At 49.5% G+C, this 18,009-nt stretch carries 17 protein-coding genes; 16 read left to right on the top strand and 1 reads right to left on the bottom strand.

Features of this window, described 5'->3' with window-relative positions:
- Positions 1 to 48 precede the first annotated feature (48 nt).
- The 6 genes from prfB (at position 49) to JOD24_RS05960 (ending at position 5,932) form a co-directional block, all read left to right on the top strand.
- Positions 49 to 1,150, top strand: a protein-coding gene (gene prfB, locus JOD24_RS05985) for a peptide chain release factor 2 (RefSeq protein WP_380165177.1) whose coding sequence is annotated in 2 segments (ribosomal slippage) — positions 49 to 120 and positions 122 to 1,150 — 1,101 coding nt in all. Because the reading frame shifts where the segments join, the coding sequence is not laid out codon by codon here.
- A gap of 199 nt (positions 1,151 to 1,349) precedes the next feature.
- Positions 1,350 to 1,796 carry a hypothetical protein gene (locus JOD24_RS05980; protein WP_380165179.1) on the top strand — a complete coding sequence of 149 codons (447 nt, stop codon included), beginning with the start codon at positions 1,350 to 1,352 and terminating at the stop codon, positions 1,794 to 1,796.
- A gap of 360 nt (positions 1,797 to 2,156) precedes the next feature.
- Entirely contained in the window at positions 2,157 to 3,023 is an 867-nt protein-coding gene (locus JOD24_RS05975) for a response regulator transcription factor (RefSeq protein ID WP_429246524.1), read from the top strand.
- Positions 2,981 to 3,106, top strand: coding sequence for a hypothetical protein (locus tag JOD24_RS05970; RefSeq protein WP_429246523.1), 126 nt, complete (start codon positions 2,981 to 2,983; stop codon positions 3,104 to 3,106). Before JOD24_RS05975 ends, JOD24_RS05970 begins: the two co-directional genes overlap by 43 nt.
- A 1,290-nt stretch (positions 3,107 to 4,396) precedes the next feature.
- Entirely contained in the window at positions 4,397 to 5,236 is an 840-nt protein-coding gene (locus JOD24_RS05965) for an ABC transporter ATP-binding protein (RefSeq protein ID WP_429246558.1), read from the top strand.
- Positions 5,237 to 5,932 (top strand): ABC transporter permease, encoded by a 696-nt coding sequence (locus tag JOD24_RS05960; protein ID WP_429246522.1) that lies wholly within the window; start codon positions 5,237 to 5,239, stop codon positions 5,930 to 5,932.
- Positions 5,933 to 6,524: 592 nt separating this feature from the next.
- Here the strand turns inward: JOD24_RS05960 and JOD24_RS05955 are convergent.
- Positions 6,525 to 7,307: a YwqG family protein gene (locus JOD24_RS05955; protein ID WP_429246521.1), complete on the bottom strand. Its 783-nt coding sequence runs from the start codon at positions 7,305 to 7,307 to the stop codon at positions 6,525 to 6,527.
- Between the two features lie 218 nt (positions 7,308 to 7,525).
- On the opposite strand from JOD24_RS05955, the gene JOD24_RS05950 reads away from it, so the two are divergent.
- From JOD24_RS05950 to JOD24_RS05905, 10 genes are all read left to right on the top strand, one after another.
- On the top strand, positions 7,526 to 8,659 hold the full coding sequence (locus tag JOD24_RS05950; RefSeq protein WP_429246520.1) for a conserved virulence factor C family protein: 1,134 nt from the start codon (positions 7,526 to 7,528) through the stop codon (positions 8,657 to 8,659).
- Between the two features lie 592 nt (positions 8,660 to 9,251).
- The gene (locus JOD24_RS05945; RefSeq protein ID WP_429246519.1) at positions 9,252 to 10,037 is read left to right on the top strand and encodes an enoyl-CoA hydratase/isomerase family protein; all 786 of its coding nucleotides are present in this window, start codon (positions 9,252 to 9,254) and stop codon (positions 10,035 to 10,037) included.
- A gap of 115 nt (positions 10,038 to 10,152) precedes the next feature.
- Positions 10,153 to 10,530 (top strand): hypothetical protein, encoded by a 378-nt coding sequence (locus tag JOD24_RS05940; RefSeq protein ID WP_429246518.1) that lies wholly within the window; start codon positions 10,153 to 10,155, stop codon positions 10,528 to 10,530.
- A gap of 292 nt (positions 10,531 to 10,822) precedes the next feature.
- Entirely contained in the window at positions 10,823 to 11,143 is a 321-nt protein-coding gene (locus tag JOD24_RS05935) for a c-type cytochrome (protein ID WP_429246517.1), read from the top strand.
- Positions 11,144 to 11,286: 143 nt separating this feature from the next.
- Positions 11,287 to 12,057 (top strand): ABC transporter ATP-binding protein, encoded by a 771-nt coding sequence (locus JOD24_RS05930; protein ID WP_429246557.1) that lies wholly within the window; start codon positions 11,287 to 11,289, stop codon positions 12,055 to 12,057.
- Positions 12,032 to 13,966, top strand: a complete 1,935-nt coding sequence (locus JOD24_RS05925) for an ABC transporter permease (RefSeq protein WP_429246516.1) — start codon at positions 12,032 to 12,034, stop codon at positions 13,964 to 13,966. The genes JOD24_RS05930 and JOD24_RS05925 overlap by 26 nt, the downstream gene beginning before the upstream one ends.
- Before the next feature lie 465 nt (positions 13,967 to 14,431).
- Positions 14,432 to 15,133, top strand: coding sequence for a winged helix-turn-helix domain-containing protein (locus JOD24_RS05920; RefSeq protein ID WP_040387492.1), 702 nt, complete (start codon positions 14,432 to 14,434; stop codon positions 15,131 to 15,133).
- Complete coding sequence (locus JOD24_RS05915) at positions 15,130 to 16,113, top strand: sensor histidine kinase (protein WP_429246515.1); 984 nt, start codon at positions 15,130 to 15,132, stop codon at positions 16,111 to 16,113. Before JOD24_RS05920 ends, JOD24_RS05915 begins: the two co-directional genes overlap by 4 nt.
- A gap of 95 nt (positions 16,114 to 16,208) precedes the next feature.
- Positions 16,209 to 16,922 carry a response regulator transcription factor gene (locus JOD24_RS05910; protein WP_429246514.1) on the top strand — a complete coding sequence of 238 codons (714 nt, stop codon included), beginning with the start codon at positions 16,209 to 16,211 and terminating at the stop codon, positions 16,920 to 16,922.
- Positions 16,912 to 17,937: a sensor histidine kinase gene (locus tag JOD24_RS05905; protein WP_429246513.1), complete on the top strand. Its 1,026-nt coding sequence runs from the start codon at positions 16,912 to 16,914 to the stop codon at positions 17,935 to 17,937. The genes JOD24_RS05910 and JOD24_RS05905 overlap by 11 nt, the downstream gene beginning before the upstream one ends.
- The last annotated feature ends 72 nt before the right edge of the window (positions 17,938 to 18,009 follow it).

Raw genomic sequence — 18,009 nt, 5'->3', positions numbered from 1 at the left:
TGTGATATTCTTTCCAGTGAAGTATTTTTAGTAAAGGGGAAATGAACGATGCCATTAAGTGACATCCGTCATGAATTGAATAATACAGCCAAGCGGTTGGCGGACATCAGGGGGTCTCTTTGACCTCCCTCACAAAGAGGAGCGCATTCAAAAACTGGAACAAAAGATGACCGATCCAGACTTCTGGAACGACCAGGAGAAAGCACAAAAGGTGATCGATGAGAACAATCATCTCAAGGGCATGGTTCAGGGTGTGAAGGAATTGGAGGAAGCCCAAGAAGAAGTCGAAGTGGTCGCTGAATTGATCGCCGAAGAGGATGACGAATCCATGCTTCCTGAAGCGGAAGACGGGTTGAAGGATTTGAAGCAGAAGCTGGATGAATTTGAGTTGTCTCTGCTCCTCAGCGGTCCGTACGATAAGAACAGTGCCATTTTGGAGCTCCATCCGGGAGCGGGGGGAACGGAATCCCAGGATTGGGCAGAAATCTTGCTCCGCATGTATACCCGCTGGGCGGAACAGCGGGGATATAAGGTGGAGACCCTGGACTTTCTCCCAGGAGAAGAAGCCGGGGTGAAAAGCGTCACCCTGTTGATCAAAGGGCACAACGCATACGGTTATTTGCGGGCGGAAAAAGGGGTGCACCGCTTGGTGCGGATCTCCCCCTTCGACTCCTCTGGGCGGCGTCACACTTCCTTTGTCTCCGCCAATGTGATGCCGGAGATTGAGGATGACGATGAGGTTGAGATTCGATCGGAAGATCTCAAAATCGACACCTACCGTTCCAGCGGTGCCGGTGGACAACATGTGAACACAACGGACTCGGCAGTCCGGATTACCCACTTGCCGACCCACATCGTAGTGACGTGTCAATCGGAGCGGTCTCAGATCAAAAACCGGGACCAGGCCATGAAAATCTTGAAAGCACGTCTAGTGGAGAGGCAGATGGAAGAAAAACAGAAAGAGATCGCCGAGCTAAAAGGGGAACAATCCGAGATTGGCTGGGGGAACCAGATTCGTTCCTATGTGTTTCACCCCTACAGCATGGTGAAAGACCATCGGACTCAAGTGGAAGTGGGGAACGTCCAGTCGGTGGTCGACGGAGAGATCGATCCCTTCATCGAGGCGTATCTGCGCCAGCAGATCGACTAGGGGACAAATAGCGCAGAAGGCTACCGGAAAACCGGTGGCCTTTTTTGTGGATTGGATTTGCTAAAAGCGGGTGTGGGGAGGAAGGATAAGAAAAAAACCATGGGAACTGTTTTTCTGTTATGTAAATCCAATCCCCACTGTCAAGGGACGAATCGGGTCACCAGCCCTTGGTCCAGATGGGAGAAAAGAGGATGGATATATGTCTTCTCACCTGATCTCGGTTACCGCCCTGATCGGCATCCTGTTACACTTCCCCGCCCAGGGAACCGGGCATCCTTTAACTTATATCGAATGGGAACAACCTTGTCCAAAGATACAACATTGCTGGGACTTCCGTGCCAACGTGTGGCATGTGGAGGGGGAAAGCGAGGCGTTAAACCAGGGACACGCTTTTAATTTTGAAAAGGGGCAGCCCCACCGCCTGGAACTCACCCTCCACACCGGCGGGGAGCCGGCAGAGTTGGTGGTAGAGCTGTTTGATCCCCAGTATCGGTTAGTGGACCGTCTGCTGATCCGCTCCCAAAATTCCCTTCATCGCAGGATCGATTGGTCCCGGCTGGAGACGGCGGGTCGTCACCATGTCTTCGTCTACTTTCGCCGGGGAGGCCTTCAGGCACAGGTGAGCGGTCGCTTGTATTATGGATGAGGTCGGCTTTGTCAGCTCGGTGATTGCCTGGGTCCGAGTGTGTCTGATCACCTCTAAATTCAAATTGCTTCAGGTGATAGTGAACTTTACAATAAAAGAGCACGACAAACTTTAATCGCTTTCGGGCGTGTTGATTCACCCTATTTTAGGTGGGAAAACAGGTCGGGATGGTGGGACGGTGAAGAGCTTTTGCGGTCTTTGCAAGAGATTGGAGCCGTCCCACCCTCCCCGCCCCCTCAAGCCATATTTTACGATGGGGGCAATGGGAAGAGCGAAAGGGTCAATTTTGTTTCCTACACCCATTTCCTGGTTAATCAACAGCCCAAAATCGCTTTATATTTTTCAGGGGGAATTTGATCCATGAACCTGTTCAAGCTGGACCATGAAATTCTCCAAAATGGGACCCTTCCGCCATTTTCTGTTACAATTCAGGGTTCCTGTCCCACTGCGATTGTTAGTGAGACGGAGATCCAAACTGAATTCATCCAGGCCCTGCAAAACATACGAGATGTGAGGACCTTTGATTTTACGGATGGATTATACGAACGCCTGACTGTGGAGCAAAACATTGCTTTTTATCATAAATGGTTTGGCTGTTCCACCCCGTTATCTGAGATTCTTGTCATGTTTGAGCTGTATCATTGTGCAAAAATCCCGCTGAGAAAGTCCTCCGAATCTGAAATCCGTCGGGTTCATTTCGCGAAGTACCTGATGTCAGGGGCCTCGCCGATGATCTTTCGCGAGCCTGTCCACGGCGTAGATGTACTGACCACACATTCATTCCTTACGATGTTAAAACAATTGACAGATCGTCAGATACCAGTATTGATCCTCGTGTCCAACCTGGAGCACGCTTTGTTGCTTGGGGATGTCACATATAAGTTGCAGGAGAATGGCCTTCATGAAGTGGAAATGGATGGCGGTGAGAAGGAGGCGCCTGGGCTGGAGGAATCTACATTACCTACCACTGCAGATTTGTTTAAAATTCCGGCGAAAGTGGATGACAAAGTCATTCTGTTCGACCCCACCGAAATCGATTACATCGAAAGCCAGGACGGGAAATCCATGATCGTCATCAACCAGGAATTCTTTGCCATGGATTCAACCTTAGCCGAAGTTGAAAAAAACTGGAGGTTTACGGCTTTTATCGTTGTCATCGCTCTTATATCGTTAATTTGCAAAAGGTGCGTGAAATTATTACATGGTCCAAAAACAAATATTCATTGAGAATAGCCAATAAAGACCAATCCACCATTCCCTTATCCCGAACCAAAATCCAAGAGATCCACGAGATATTCAACCTCAAATAGGCACTTCTAGGGGCTGTTGATTAACCGGAAAATAGGCGACGGAAGGGAGTCGTGTACTGCCATAGCGAGGCCTGGGAGCGGAAGCGTCCCTGGCGAGACTTGTGCCCTATGGGTGCAAAGCGACCTTTGTGCTACAGGTACTACAATCTAAAATCAAGGTTGCACCACAGGTACTACAATCTAAAAAATCAAGGTTGCACCACAGGTACTACAATCTGAACGAGGTGGGAGCAGGGTGGTGAGGAGGCTCCGATCTCTTGCAAAGAGCGCAAAGGCTCTCCGCCTCCTCACCACCCTTTTCCTTCTGTGATTTTCCACACAATGATACTTGGGGGAGTACTAGGTTGCGCCAAGGCACTACAATCTGAAATCGAGGTTGCGCCAAGGCACTACAATCCAAAGGAGCTGAAGCTCTAGATTAAGGTAGCACTACAGGTACTACAATCTCGATGGCAAGGTTGCCATCCTACCCAGCGGAGAAGTCTTACGAGGGGACGAAAAAGTTGCCATACCTGCTGGGTATGATGCCTTAGGTTGACTTGCTCTTCGCACCATATAGGGAGGGTTGGGTTTCACATGGAGGGATTTTGGGATCGCCAGGTTCAACGAAATCGAAATGTGAAACCCTATCCAGACCGGCCTGCCGACAGGTTTCACAACGCTTCGAGGAGCCACTTTCCTCCCTACTTTGCTTCCGCGAGGCTTGGCCTTGCCTTGGAACGGCCAGTCATTACTTCCTTGTGAGTGTGGGTGAACACGATTACCCAACCGAAATATGGCTAAACTCTTCTGGTACATTTCATCCTTTATGCATGGAGATGCCGTATTGCGTCACCCCTCATTCAACCCCAGATTGGTACCATTGACCTCGGATTCCCCACATCATACCTTGAAATTAATGCGTGAGCGATCCTGCCACGATATGATCAAACTCAGGCGTGTTGATTCGCCCTATTTTAGGTAGGAAAACAGGTCGGGATGGTGGGAGGGTGAAGAGCCTTTGCACCCATAGGGCACAAGTCTCGCCAGGGTCGCTTTCCGCTCCCGGGTCTCGCTATGCGTTCTTTGTAAGAGATCATAGCCGTCCTAGCATCCCCGTCCCTCAAGCGATATTTTACGATGGGGGGCAATGGGAAGAGGGAAAGCGTCGTTTCGTTCCCATCATCCACTGTATGGTTAAGCAATAGCCCTGGGTCAAACTAGATCAGCAACCACTCCTTCGGGCTTCTGGATGATCGGACGATGGAGAGGAGACCAAACCAAGGTAAAGGGGATATTCCGTTGAAAAAGATGATCGAGGTCACCGGTTTAGGGAAAAGCTTTGATCAGAATGTTGCAATCCGCGATATCAATTTCGATGTGAAGGAAGGAGAAATCTGGGGGCTACTGGGACCGAGCGGATCAGGTAAAACAACCACCATCAAGATTTTGACGGGAGAGCTTGAGAAAACAGCCGGAGATGTGAAAGTTTTGGGGATGGAGCCGGAGCAATTTCAATCCACAAAATTTAAATCACAAATCGGGATTTTATCTGATACCAGCTCTCTATATGAACGGTTGACCGTATACGATAATTTGAAGTTATTCTGTAAATTGTACGATGCACCCCTCAGTCAAATGGATGTGATGTTACGCAAAGTCAATATGGAGAGGGAAGGCGGCAAAGTGGTTGCCAAGTTGTCCAAAGGAATGAAACAGCGTGTCTTACTGGCCAAGGTGCTCATACACCAGCCGAAACTCCTATTCCTGGATGAACCGACATCGGCATTAGATCCAAGCAATGTAGCGCACATTCATCGAGGCTTGCAGGAGCTGAATAAAGCGGGGACTACGATCTTTTTGACGACACATAACATGGAAGAAGCGACAGTATTGTGTGATCGTGTGGCCTTTTTAGATCACGGGCAGATACAGGAATTGGGCTCGCCGGACGCGCTACGGTATAAATATTCCACCCATGCTTTCCACGTGGAAACCCTTGCGGGTGAAAAACTGGTCATTGAAAATCAAGCGGCTAATGCAGATCAAATCAGAGAACTCGTGGCCAGCGGAAACATCAAAACCATGCATACGGATGATCCTACACTGGGACAAATCTTTTTAAAAGTGACTGGAAAGGAGTTGGTATAAGTGAACTTGCAACGTGTGGGTGCGATCTTTGAAAAAGATCTGAAAGACTTTATGAAGAATATGATGTTATTGATGATGCCGATTATACCTCTTGTTCTCTCTTTGCTTTACAGTCGGTTGAGCGGAGAACAAGGGGCTTCTCTCTTTATGAGTTATATTATTATAGGTACAACCTTCGCAACGGTGACCTCCGCATGTATCATGACCATGATGGCAGAGGAAAATGAAAAGAAAACATTGCGTGGTCTTATTCAATCACCGGCTTCCATGCTGGACATTTTGCTAGGTAAAAGTCTGGTGACTGGATTGATGACGTGGATCACTTTAATCCTGTCATTGATCATCTATGATATTTCTCCATTCTTGAACGTACAGGCTGTTATCGGTCTGATTCTATTGTTTCTGTTCTTTTTATTCCTGGGCATCGGCGTGGGCCTTTTTACAAAATCAGTGGCGGCGACCTCTCCGTATCTGATGCCGATCATGTTTTTATTCGGCTTTACACCGATGATTCATATGCTCGGCCTGGATCCAGACAGTCTGGCGATCCAAATTGCCGATGCATTTCCTCTACCACAGTTAATCGAGATGCATCACTCTTCATCCTGGCTTCCACTGGGCGTGGTGGCGATTTGGATGCTGGGTGCCGCAGGATTTGCCTGGTTTTGTTTTAAAAAGACAAGAACAGATGATTAGTAGATGGAATTTTACAAATAAAATGAGGCGTGTTGATTCGCCCTATTTTAGGTAGGAAAACAGGTCGGGATGGTGGGACGGTGAAGAGCTTTTGCGCTCTTTGCAAGAGATTGGAGCCGTCCCACCATCCCCGCCTCCCCAAACGATATTTTACGACGGGAGCAATGGGAAGAGGGAAAGGGTTGTTTCGTTCCCATCATCCACTGGTTCATCAACAGCCCTGAAATAAAATAAACAAAGAACAGCTCTGGTGCTCCAAAGTTGTTCTTTGTCGTCTGATTTAAGGACAGGGGGACCTGGCAAGCAAGATCTGTCCCCTAGATGTGTTGTAAAAAAAACGTTCACAGGGAGAGTAGGGTTTCAAATGGAGTGACTTGGGTTTGTAAGAACGGGGTACCGAAATATGAAATCCCCTCCCGACAAGGTCGATGTAAATCACCATACTGCTAGTGTCCCCTCAGCGATCATTGTGTGGAAAATCACAGAAGGGCAAGGGCGTAGAGCTTTTGCGCTCTTTGCAAGAGATCGGAGCCGTCCCACCATCCTGTTCCCACCCCGCTGAAAAACAAGATCAAGGTTGCCTGAAGGGACACTAGTCCCTCTGTATGACCAGACAGGCTTCGTCGAAGCGCCCTGCTAACAGATCCTCGCGAGAGATGCAGAAAGAAAGGATTCCAAAGGGTCCCCAGGCCCTCTCCAACTCCTCATCGGAATCCATCTGCAATAACAGCACCCAGTCCGAATTTTCCTTTCCCGTCTGCCGCCGACAGGTCTCAAAAACATCTGTCTCCAGCGACAAGGGTTGCCCAAAGGCTTGATGGTGAATGGCAGGTCTCTCCTCCAGCTCATATAGCTGATCCATCAGATCGTACCAGATCGCATCCATCTCTTGGGGAGCCTCCACATCGGGCAGGGTCTTCTCCAGACGGAATCGAATTCCTTGTTCGGGGGGACAGATTTCCCTAGGCAGGTCATCGGGGTAGATGGTCGGTTGTAAGTCGGAAGGATCCACATCTTGGTATAGCACTTGGAAGGCAACTGCATCTAGAGATGCTTCCCAGAGTAGATCCTCTCCCGCCACAAAGAAATACAACATTCCCCGATCTGGCAAAGAGTTCATCCGGTCAGCCTGATGGATTTCCACCAGATTGAACTGAGCGGCAAAAGTGAGGGGTTTTCCCGCTGTACTGGGCCAGTCCAGATCCGGGGGAAGATCGGGAAAACCACCAAATTTGGAGGCGCCTGTGGCCACCTTCTCCTCGGTGGTCTCGATGATGAGACAGGGAACCAAGGTTTCCGTAATTTCCTTCTCCGCTTCCGAGAGACCTTGTTCTGCCAACAATTTCCTTATTTTTTCTTCCATTGTGATTCTCACAGCAGACCCTCCTGTAATCATTGTAAAAAAAGTCCTTTTCAATAAGAAATATTCCCCGGTTCGACGACTTCGGGTCTTATTATTCATTTTAACCTTTTCGAGGTCTCGATGAAACGAAGTGATGAAAGAGCGGGGGAGATGTGATATTATCCGGATGAGTCAAAAGGGCTGGATCGATAGATGGGGAATGTTGTATGTTGTAGAAGGGGGAATTCTCAATGAAGATCCGATCGATTGAACCGACACCCAGTCCGAATGCGATGAAGTTGAACATGGATGAACGGGTCGCCGGCGGACAGACCTACACCCGGGACTCCCAGGAGCAGGCACCGGTTTATATCCGACGACTGCTGGCGATTGACGGGGTGAAAAGTTTGTTCCAAGTGGCTGATTTTATATCTGTAGAGCGGGATTCAAAAGCGGACTGGAAGAAAATCCTTCCCCAGGTCCGAGAAGTATTCGGTGATGAGGTCTCTGGTGAAACCCACGAGAAAACCGATAGATACGAACCGAACCCAGGTTATGGAGAAGTCCAAGTGTCTCTTCAAACCTTTCGGGGCCTCCCCATTCAGGTCAAATTGACCTGGGGAGAGGAAGAACGGCGCTTCCCCCTGCCATCTCGTTTCGGAGAAGCGGTCATGAAAGCGCAAGTCGCCTCTGAAAATATGGTGATGGAACGCAAGTGGGAAGATCAGGGGATCCGTTATGGGGACCTGGATGAAATCGGGGTGGAAGTGGTAGAAGAAGTGGCAGCCACCTACGATCCGGAGCGGCTGGAGCGTCTGGTGGAGAATGCGCTTCAGCAAAAACCTGGGGAACCCACAGTGGATCCCAAGCGGGGACATCCAGTCACTCCGGAGATGTTGGAGGATCCCGACTGGCGCAAGCGATATGCGGCTTTGGATCAGATGATCCCCACCTTGGAAGACCTGGATGTGCTGGATCTGGCACTTCAAGATCCCAAATCCTCCATCCGGCGTTTGGCCACCGCTTACCTGGGATCCCTGGAGGATCGGAGTGTCCTTCCTCTGCTGTACCGGGCCTTGACAGATCCTTCGGTCACCGTTCGTCGCACTGCTGGCGACTGCCTCTCAGATCTGGGAGATCCAGAGGCGATAGGCCCCATGATGGAAGCATTGAAGGATAAGAGCAAGTTGGTCCGGTGGCGGGCGGCCATGTTCTTGTATGAGACCGGAGACGAAAGGGCGCTTCCCGCTCTTCGGGAAGCTCAGGATGATCCGGAGTTTGAGGTCAGCATGCAGGTAAAGATGGCGATTGAACGAATCGAACAGGGTGAGGAAGCCAGCGGTTCTGTCTGGCAACAGATGACGCGGCGAAACGAAATGAACTAAGGTCTGCCAGGGCATTCAGTTGATGAAGGAATACTTCCCTGGCTAGCCGGGACTAGTGCTACTAAAGCGACTGCGATCCTACCCAGCGCAAGTCGTTCACAGGGAGGTGAGTTTCACATGGAGCGATTTTGGATCGGTCGAACTTTGACGCCGGAATGTGAAACCCCATCCCAACCCGAGATAGTACTCTCTTCAGGGCTGTTGATTAAGCATAAAATGGACGATCCTTTCGCTCTTCCCATTGCCCCCATCGTAAAATGTGGCTTTTGCAAAGAACGCATACCTGTTTTCCCACCTAAAATAGGGCAAATCAACACGCCTGTACACTCTTAGTGAATCCGGTGTGGAAAGTCTCAGAAGGATGAAGAGGGTGAGGATGGATTGGTCTTTGTGTTTTTGCAAGAGAACGGGTCGCCTCACCTTTCTGTTCACCCGAGAGTTCGACAGCTCCTCCATCTGAAATAATAAAGGAGTTATCTCTTTTGTGTCGAATTAAGGGGACGGACCCTTTTTCGCTTGGCCCGAGCGTAAGAGGTCTATCCCTCAATTTATGCTTTGCGGGGGAGATTACTGCGCGGAGGTGAGTGCCGTCATGGAATGGGAAAATATTCATTTTAAACAAGAGAAGGGTTGGGCTTTGCTAACCATTCACCGACCCAAAGTGATGAACGCTCTCAATCGGGAGACTTTGGAGGAATTGGCCCAGGTTTTGGATTATGTGGAAACCTCCGATGACATCCGAGTGCTGGTGATCACCGGCGCAGGCGAAAAGGCCTTTGTGGCGGGGGCGGATATCAAGGAACTGCGCCAGGTTCCGTCTTCCGGAGAAGCGGAGCGGTTGGCTGCCTGGGGGCAAGCCCTTTTCACGCGGATCGAAGAGCTTCCGATTCCCGTCATCATGGCTGTCAACGGCTTTGCCCTGGGGGGCGGCTTTGAATTGGCTCTCAGTGGGGATATCCTATTGGCCTCGGAGAAAGCCCGCTTCGGTCTACCAGAAGTCAACTTGGGCGTCCTCCCTGGCTATGGGGGAACCCAACGTTTGACCCGTCTCCTCGGAAAGTCCACGGCCAAATACTATGCTCTTACGGGAGAGATGATCTCAGCGGAAGAAGCCCTGCGTTTGGGGATTGCGCAAAAGGTGACAGCTCCTGAACAGCTTTTATCCGAAGCCACCCGGCTGGCCGAAAATCTGTCTCAAAAGGCACCGGTGGCGATGCGCTATATCAAGCAGGCGATCAACCAAGGGGCGGAGGCGGATCTAAAGACAGCCCTTCGCTTGGAAGCATCCTATTTTGGTGTGGTATTCAACACAGAAGATCGTCTAGAAGGGATGGACGCCTTCCTTGAAAAACGGGAAGCCTCATTCCGTGGGAATTGACACCACTTTCGTAAAAATGAGGCTCCGAAGGAACCGACGGGCCAGAGGGTCCGTCGGAATTCTTTTCACAGTGCTGACATCCAAGAATTCAGTTGATGAAAAAGGAGGGTAATCTATGATTGCTGAATGGTTGGAGAAGATCCCAGTATTCGTCTGGCCGGTTTTAGCGGTGATTCTGATCTTATTCTTTGTGGTGGTTTTCATGGTTGCCGGCAAGCGGAGCAAGGAAGTGGATGAATTGGAACAGGCTTTCAAAGAACCCTACCATCCTTCCCCAAATGAGCAGGCTGTCGATCGGGAGCCAATGGCGACTGAGAAGACAGGGAGTGAAGAGGAAAAGGAGCAGAACCAGGAGGAGCCCACTGACAGAGTTGGGGATGAGTCAATGGATGCAGTGGACAAGCCGACAGATGCAGTTGAGGAGGAGCCTCAAAAGGATTCTCCGGCCGGGCTGGGGAGCAGATCGCGTCGTCACCGAAAGGGGTCCCGGTAAAGATTACGTGTGAACCGGACTTCCCGGGGGAAAAGTATATGGGAAGCGTTAGGTGGAAAAGTATGTGGAAAGACAGGCGTGTTGATTCGCCCTATTTTAGGTAAAGGTCGGGATGGTGGGACGGCGAAGAACCTTTGGCTCTTGGCAAGAGATCGTAGTTGTCCCACCCTCCCCGTCCCCTCAAGCGATATTTTACGATACGGGCAATGGGAAGAGCGAAAGGATCGTCCATTTTATGGTTAATCAACAGCCCTGGTGGAAAGAGTATGGAATCCAAAGGAGATGACACCGTTTGCGGAAGAAGGGGATTGCCTGGATCGCGGCCGCGGTGATTTTCCTCCTGGCGGCCTGCGGACCCCAAGGGGGGCAACAGGGTGGAAAAAGCACGGCGAACGCCTCACCGGAAACCCTCTACAAAAATAACTGTGCCAGTTGCCACGGGCAAAACCTGGAGGGAAACGCCGGGCCTTCTCTGGAGAAGATCGGCCAGCGGGCTGGCAAGGAAGATATTGAACGAATCATCCAAAACGGCAAGGGACAAATGCCGGCGCAAAGACAACTCTCAGAGGAGCAGAGATCGAGATTGGCGGCATGGCTGGCGGAGAAAAAATAAGGGCGACCCGAATGCGGGTCGTTTTTTTTGTGGAACATGACAAGAATGTTAGACAGATGAGAGGTTAATCGAAAGAACTTCATTTTGCTTTCCTTTAAACTTTGAAACATGAACAGATCCTGTGAGGAAGGTGAATGAACAAGATGGACGTGTTGAAAGTGAACAACCTGAGTAAAGTATACGGAGGCAAAGTATCCCACCGAGCCCTCTCCGATATCAGTTTCAGCATTGGACAAGGGGAATTTGTCGGAATCATGGGTCCCTCCGGCAGCGGGAAAACCACCCTGCTCAACCTGATCTCCACCATCGATACACCCACATCGGGAGAAGTCCAATTGCAAGGGAAAAACCCCCATGAACTGAAGAAGTCCAATTTGGCCCGTTTTCGGCGCCGACAGTTGGGGTTTGTCTTTCAGGATTTCAACCTACTGGACACCTTGACCGTCGGAGAAAATATTGTCCTGCCCCTGACGCTGGATCGCAAAGATGTGAACGAGATGGAGCAGAAGTTGAAGGCTGTCGCCGAGCGGCTGGATATTGCCGCAATCCTCGACAAGCGGACCTATGAAATCTCCGGGGGTCAGAAACAGCGGGCGGCGATTGCCCGGGCAATCATCCATTCCCCCTCTCTGCTGTTGGCAGATGAACCGACCGGTAATCTCGACTCCAAAGCTTCCCGCACTGTGATGGAAACGATGGAGGCGATCAATGAACAGGATGGAGCCACCATGATGATGGTGACCCACGACCCAGTGGCCGCCAGTTATTGTCATCGAGTGATCTTCATCAAGGACGGGGAATTGTTTAATGAAATTCACCGCGGGGAAAACCGGCAGACGTTTTTCCAACAGATCATCGATGTGTTGTCTTTGTTAGGAGGGAATTCCCATGACCTTTCGTCAGTTCGCCTTTAATAATGTGCGGCGTAATTTCCGCTCCTACTCGGCCTATTTTTTGAGCAGTGCCTTTGCGGTGATGATCTTCTTCGTCTATGCCGTGTTCATCTTCCATCCGGAATTGGACGAGAGTGAGCTGAAGGCGTCGGTGGTCAAAGGGATGACCGCGGCTGAGGTGATCATTTTTGTTTTCTCCTTCCTGTTTGTCTGGTATTCCGTCAGTGCCTTTCTCAAAGTGCGGAAAAAAGAGTTCGGCGTACTCACCTTGCTCGGGATGTCCCGCAGTCAATTGAACCGCATGGTCTTTCTAGAAAACTGGATCATCGGGTTGGCTTCCATCGGGACGGGGATCTTGGCGGGGCTCCTATTCTCCAAAGGTTTCCTGATGATTGGAGCCCGAGTGTTAGGGATCGAGGAGTTGTCTTTTTATTTCCCTGTGAAGGGACTCTTATTGACCCTGGTTTCCTTTTTGATCCTCTTTCTCGTCATTTCGATGTTCACCGTGTTCATGGTGCGAAACCAACGCGTGATTGAGTTGTTGCAAGGCAGCCAAAAGCCGAAAAAGGAACCGAAGCCCTCTATTCTGTTGTCTCTGTTGGCTGCAGCGTGCCTGATCGGTGGCTATGGATTAGCCTTAACCAGCGATACTTTCACGAGTGAGGAAATCATGTTTTCAGTCATCGGTCTGGTGATCGTGGGCACCTATTTCTTATACACCCAGCTGAGTGTCTTTCTGATCCGACGCTTGAAAAAGAACCGCGGTTTCTACTGGCGGGGAACCCGGTTGATGTGGCTCTCCGACCTGACCTATCGCATGAAAGACAACGCCAGGATGTTCTTTCTGGTCACCATCGTGTTTACCGTCTCATTCACTGCAACGGGTACATTGATCAATTTCTACGATCAGATCATGCAAACGATGAACCAGACAACTCCCTTCAGCATCAGTTACAAAATGGAGGAGAAAGGATTCGAGGGAATTTCTCCCGAGTCCGGTCAAAATATCATTGAAGGGGAGTTGAAAAAAGAGGACGTTTCGTATCGAAAATGGAAAGCGGAGTATTTAAATCTAGGCCCTGACAATATGGAGCAGTTTGTCAACGCCATCAAGCTGTCCGACTATAATCGGTTGGCCAAAATTGTGAAGCAGCCTGCCCGGACCTTAAAGCCGGGAGAGGTGTTGGCCTTCGATACGAGACCGGATCAATTCCAAGCCGATGACCGGATCGGCCAGGAGCTCCAGCTGATGAAGAAGCCTTACAAAGTTGCGGCTTCAATCGATCAACCGATCATGTTCCGTGGATCCGTTGAAATTGTGGTTCCAGACCCCGCCTTTGCACAGCTCAAAAAAGCGGCGCAAGAAACCGGGCCCGATGAACCTCACGTGGAGTCCGGAACCTTTGCCGGTTATTCCGTCCCGAAATGGGATGCTTCTTTCCCGCATCCTCAAGGAAATCAAATCGGTGAAACATTGAAAGAGAAACTGAAGATGCCCGATGTGAGCTGGCCCGGTTTCACCGCCCGGGATGCCGCCTTTACGGAAGTGAAGCAGGGACTGGGAGCGACGCTCTTTGTCGGATTGTTTGTCGCGGTGGTGTTCCTGATCTGTGCGGGCAGTTTCCTGTATTTCCGCCTGTACACCGATCAGGACCGGGACCGGCAACACTATCGCGCCATTTCCAGGATCGGGTTGACCGAAAAGGAAATGAACAGAAGTGTCACAGTGCAGATCGCCCTCCTGTTCTTCATCCCCTTTGTGGTGGCAGTGATTCACACTTCGGTGGCCTTAGGTGCCCTACAAAATATGATGATGATGAAATCGATTCTGATCCCCTCCGCGTGGACTATCGGTTCCTTCCTGGTACTGCAGTTGGTTTATTTCATCATCGCACGACGGAGTTACCTGCGGAATTTGAAAGTATGGTAAGTAAATATCATTCCTTCTCCCCGGGCCTTCCCAAAACCGCCCGGGGAGAAATTTTTCTGAAAAACGAAAGGCCATCCTGCATCTCTTTGGGGGCGTAGGGATGGCTTTTTATCAGGCGCATTGATTATCTATATTTTGGGTGGGGAGATCGTGTTCTACCACGCTCCGGTTGCCATCCAGCAAGGAAGTAATGACTGGCCGCTCCAAATCTTCCGATCGGGCAGGGGCAAAGCCTTACGGAAGCAACACAAGGAAGAATGTTGCCCCTAAACGCCCTCTCTCCAGATTCTCCGCTAGGTAGGATGGCAAAGGTCGCTTTGGCAGCACACGACTCCTTTCCACCGCCCATTTTTTGGTTAATCAACAGCCCTGGTTTTTAAATTTAACAGGGTCACCGGTTTGGAGGAAGTTGCCGGTTTCCTGTATAGTGAAATCGTGGACTTTACAAAGGACGGGGGTGGAAGCATGTATCAAATCATGATCGTGGAAGATGACGGGAAGATCGCCGGGTTGTTGAAAGATGGCTTGGAGCGATACGGATATGAAGCTGTCATCGTGGATGACTTCGCCCGGATTTTGGAACGGTTTCAGGAGCTTCAGCCGGATCTGGTGTTGCTGGATGTCAACTTGCCGCGATACGACGGATTTTATTGGTGTCGGCAGATCCGGACCGTCTCCACTTGTCCCATCCTGTTCATCTCCGCCCGGGACAGCAAGATGGATCAAGTGATGGCCCTGGAAAACGGCGGGGATGACTATATCACGAAGCCCTTCGACTATGAAATCGTGATGGCCAAGATCAAGAGCCATCTCCGACGGAGTTATGGCTCCTATTCCCCGAAGATGGAGAGCCGCAACGTTACCTTGGCGGGATTGGTGCTGCATCCGGAAAGGCTGGAACTCTCCTTTTCCGGGAAAAAAGTGGAGTTGAGCAAAAAAGAGGCCACCTTGTTGGAAGCGCTGATGGAATCTCCGATGACTGTGGTCAGTCGGGAGGAGCTGTTGGAAAGGCTGTGGGATGATCAACAGTTCGTCGTCGACAATACGTTGAATGTCAATGTGGGGCGGGTGCGCAAGAAACTGGAGGAACTGGGGATCGAGGAAGGGATTGAGACGATCCGGGGTGCCGGCTATCGCCTGAGGCCGGTTTGGAGGGAAGGAAGATGAAACTTTTCATACGGGACCACGCCTCCATCTTGATTTTTTTTATCCTTCAACTGTTGTTGATCTCTTTTCTCCATTGGCTGGATGGACTCAATCATTTTTCCACGCTGTTGTATACGATGTTACTCAGCTCCAGCCTTTTTCTCGTTTTTCTATCCTACCGGTATTGGTGCTACCGTTCCGTTTATCGGCGGCTGTCCCATCCTCTCCAGGAGATGGATGACTCCGTTCAGGGGGAGGGCGGGGTCCCGCTGGAAGAGGCTTTGAACGACCTCTTGCAATCTCAATACCGCCATTACCAGGACCGGTTACATGAGTATGAACGAAAACAACGGGATCAAGTCACCTTCATCACCCAGTGGGTGCATCAGATGAAAACTCCTCTGTCCGTGATTCAGTTGATCTTGCAAAACAAAAATCACCTGGATGTGAACAGTCTGCGGGAAGAGGTGGACCGGATCCGGAGAGGACTGGAAATTGTGCTGTATACGGCCCGCTTGGAAATCTTTGAGCGGGATTTTCATGTGGAACCGGTGCCGCTCCTTCGATTAGTCCATGAAGTGATCCATGAAAACAAACGCTTCTTCATTCAAAACCATGTTTACCCGGAAGTGACCGTGGATGAGGAAGCGGTGGTGGAATCCGATGCCAAATGGCTGAAATTCGTCTTGAACCAGCTGGTGGCCAATGCGGTCAAATACTCCTCCGGAGCGGGGAAAAAAGTGACCCTCCACTCTTATCCCCGAGGAAGAAACTGGGTGTTGGAGGTGAAAGACCGGGGCGTGGGAATTCCGAAACAGGATCTGCGCCGGGTGTTTGATCCCTATTATACAGGGGAAAACGGACGAATCGTCAGCGAGTCCACCGGGATGGGCCTGTATCTGGTTCAGGAGGTGTGCCATAAATTGGGTCACGGAATTGAAATGGATTCCCAGGTGGGGGAGGGGACTACAGTTCGCCTCTTATTTTTCCGTTCCAACTGAGCCGGAAAGGGTGATCCCAAAGTCATGCAAGAGATCAGGGGCCGAATCCGGTCACAGGCATGCTGCCCCATAATCAATGAAGGAAGGTGAAACAGATGGAAGATATCCGAGTGCTTATAGCCGATGATGAAAAGGAAATAAGGGATTTATTGAAAAAATACCTTGAAAAGGAATTTTATAAGGTGGATGTGGCTGGGAATGGAGAAGAAGCCCTTCATTTGTTTGATGATAACAAATACAATCTGATCATCCTGGATCTCATGATGCCCAAGGTTGATGGGATCGAGGTATGCAGAAGGCTCAGGAACAAAACCAATGTTCCCATACTGATGCTTACGGCTAAGGATCATGAGGTTGATAAGATTTTAGGTCTCAGCATAGGAGCGGATGATTATATTACCAAACCATTCAGCATCAATGAGGTGGTTGCCAGAGTCAAGGCTCTTTTGAGGAGGTTTTTAGTACTGGGCAGCGACAGGAGTTCTCATGAAAATAACCTTATAAAGTTTAAAGGCATCTCTATTGATCTGAAAAAGTGCACAGTCATCACAGCTGGAGAAGAGGTATCTTTAACTGCAAAAGAATTTCAACTGCTGAAGTTTTTCGCTACCCATCCGGGACAAGTATTTACCAAGATCCAACTGTTTCGCAATGTTTGGGACGGTAATTACCCGGAAGATGATAACACAGTGATGGTACACATCAGAAAGCTTCGAAAAAAAATAGAAGCCGATCCCTCCAACCCGCAATTTATTCTTACCGTATGGGGATTAGGATACAAGTTTGCAGGTGAAAAGGATGAACAATGACAGGAGTGTCTTTCTTCTGATCCTTCAACTCGCCGTGATCACCGGACTTTTGGTTCTCTCTTCTGTTGATGATCCTCTTCAAAGTCTGTTGAGGTGGGTGTTATTTACTGCCTTATTCGTTATTACTGGATTCCTTTTATTCATCACCCTTCGTTCCCGCACAAGAATGAAACTCATGATTGCAGAGATAAGGAGAGCAGTTAATGGAAATTTAAAGACCCGGCTATTTTCCAAGCAGGATGATCATTTGTTTGAGGAAATGATCTTCTCTGTGAATGAGTTGATTGAACAACTGGAAAAAATTCAAGTCCAGGCTATAAAATTCCAGGGAGCAAGAAGAAGGCTCCTATCCAGTATCTCTCACGATATCCGAACCCCCCTTACTTCCATTATTGGATATGTTGATGCCCTGAAGGATGATATAGCAACTTCAGAAGAAGAAAAGAGAGAATATATCGGAATTATATCCAAGAAATCCAATGGTTTAAAGCAATTGATCGATGAAATATTCACGATGGCGAAGCTGGATGCGGATGAAATCCCATTGAAGATAGAATCCCTGGATTTTGCAGAGATTGTCAGGGAATCGCTGATTGAGTTTTTGCCAGAGATAAAAAAACATGATCTGGAGTTAAAAGTAATCATTCCGGAAGAAAAGTACATGATCACGGCAGATCGTCTAAGCTTAATGCGAATCATAGGCAATATAGTAAAAAACGCTATACATTACGGGAAGCGGGGGAAAACATTGGGGATAGAGCTTACAGAAAAAGCCGATGAATATCAGTTGCTGATCTGGGACCAGGGACCCGGGATTTCTCAAGTTGATATTGGGAACGTGTTTGAAAGAATGCATCGAAGCGATGGTGCCCGGAATCTTTCACATGGAGGCAGCGGATTAGGTCTTGCCATTGCGAAAGCTCTTGTGGAAAAGAACAACGGCAGAATATGGGTCGAAAGTATTCCATGGGAAAAAACCACTTTTGGCTTTTCAATCCCCAAACACAACCAGTGAACCAATTTTAAGAAACAATTAAGGGGTGGGTAAGAGGCAATTAAACTCTTTTGCTTATAATGCATGATTGAG

It is taken from the genome of Kroppenstedtia sanguinis, assembly GCF_050433445.1.
GTDB classification, from domain to species: Bacteria; Bacillota; Bacilli; order Thermoactinomycetales; family DSM-45169; genus Kroppenstedtia; species Kroppenstedtia sanguinis.
The sequence above is the reverse complement of the archived record's forward strand: the minus strand, read 5'-3'. Positions and strand labels throughout refer to the sequence as shown.

Bases quoted from the DNA above. Each gene is read 5' to 3' on its own strand.
- JOD24_RS05965 (WP_429246558.1), top strand. From the start codon at position 4,397: ATGATCGAGGTCACCGGTTTAGGGAAAAGCTTTGATCAGAATGTTGCA.
- JOD24_RS05930 (WP_429246557.1), top strand. From the start codon at position 11,287: ATGGACGTGTTGAAAGTGAACAACCTGAGTAAAGTATACGGAGGCAAA.
- JOD24_RS05915 (WP_429246515.1), top strand. From the start codon at position 15,130: ATGAAACTTTTCATACGGGACCACGCCTCCATCTTGATTTTTTTTATC.
- JOD24_RS05950 (WP_429246520.1), top strand. From the start codon at position 7,526: ATGAAGATCCGATCGATTGAACCGACACCCAGTCCGAATGCGATGAAG.
- JOD24_RS05920 (WP_040387492.1), top strand. From the start codon at position 14,432: ATGTATCAAATCATGATCGTGGAAGATGACGGGAAGATCGCCGGGTTG.
- JOD24_RS05975 (WP_429246524.1), top strand. From the start codon at position 2,157: ATGAACCTGTTCAAGCTGGACCATGAAATTCTCCAAAATGGGACCCTT.
- JOD24_RS05905 (WP_429246513.1), top strand. From the start codon at position 16,912: ATGAACAATGACAGGAGTGTCTTTCTTCTGATCCTTCAACTCGCCGTG.
- JOD24_RS05925 (WP_429246516.1), top strand. From the start codon at position 12,032: ATGACCTTTCGTCAGTTCGCCTTTAATAATGTGCGGCGTAATTTCCGC.
- JOD24_RS05945 (WP_429246519.1), top strand. From the start codon at position 9,252: ATGGAATGGGAAAATATTCATTTTAAACAAGAGAAGGGTTGGGCTTTG.
- JOD24_RS05980 (WP_380165179.1), top strand. From the start codon at position 1,350: ATGTCTTCTCACCTGATCTCGGTTACCGCCCTGATCGGCATCCTGTTA.
- JOD24_RS05910 (WP_429246514.1), top strand. From the start codon at position 16,209: ATGGAAGATATCCGAGTGCTTATAGCCGATGATGAAAAGGAAATAAGG.
- JOD24_RS05940 (WP_429246518.1), top strand. From the start codon at position 10,153: ATGATTGCTGAATGGTTGGAGAAGATCCCAGTATTCGTCTGGCCGGTT.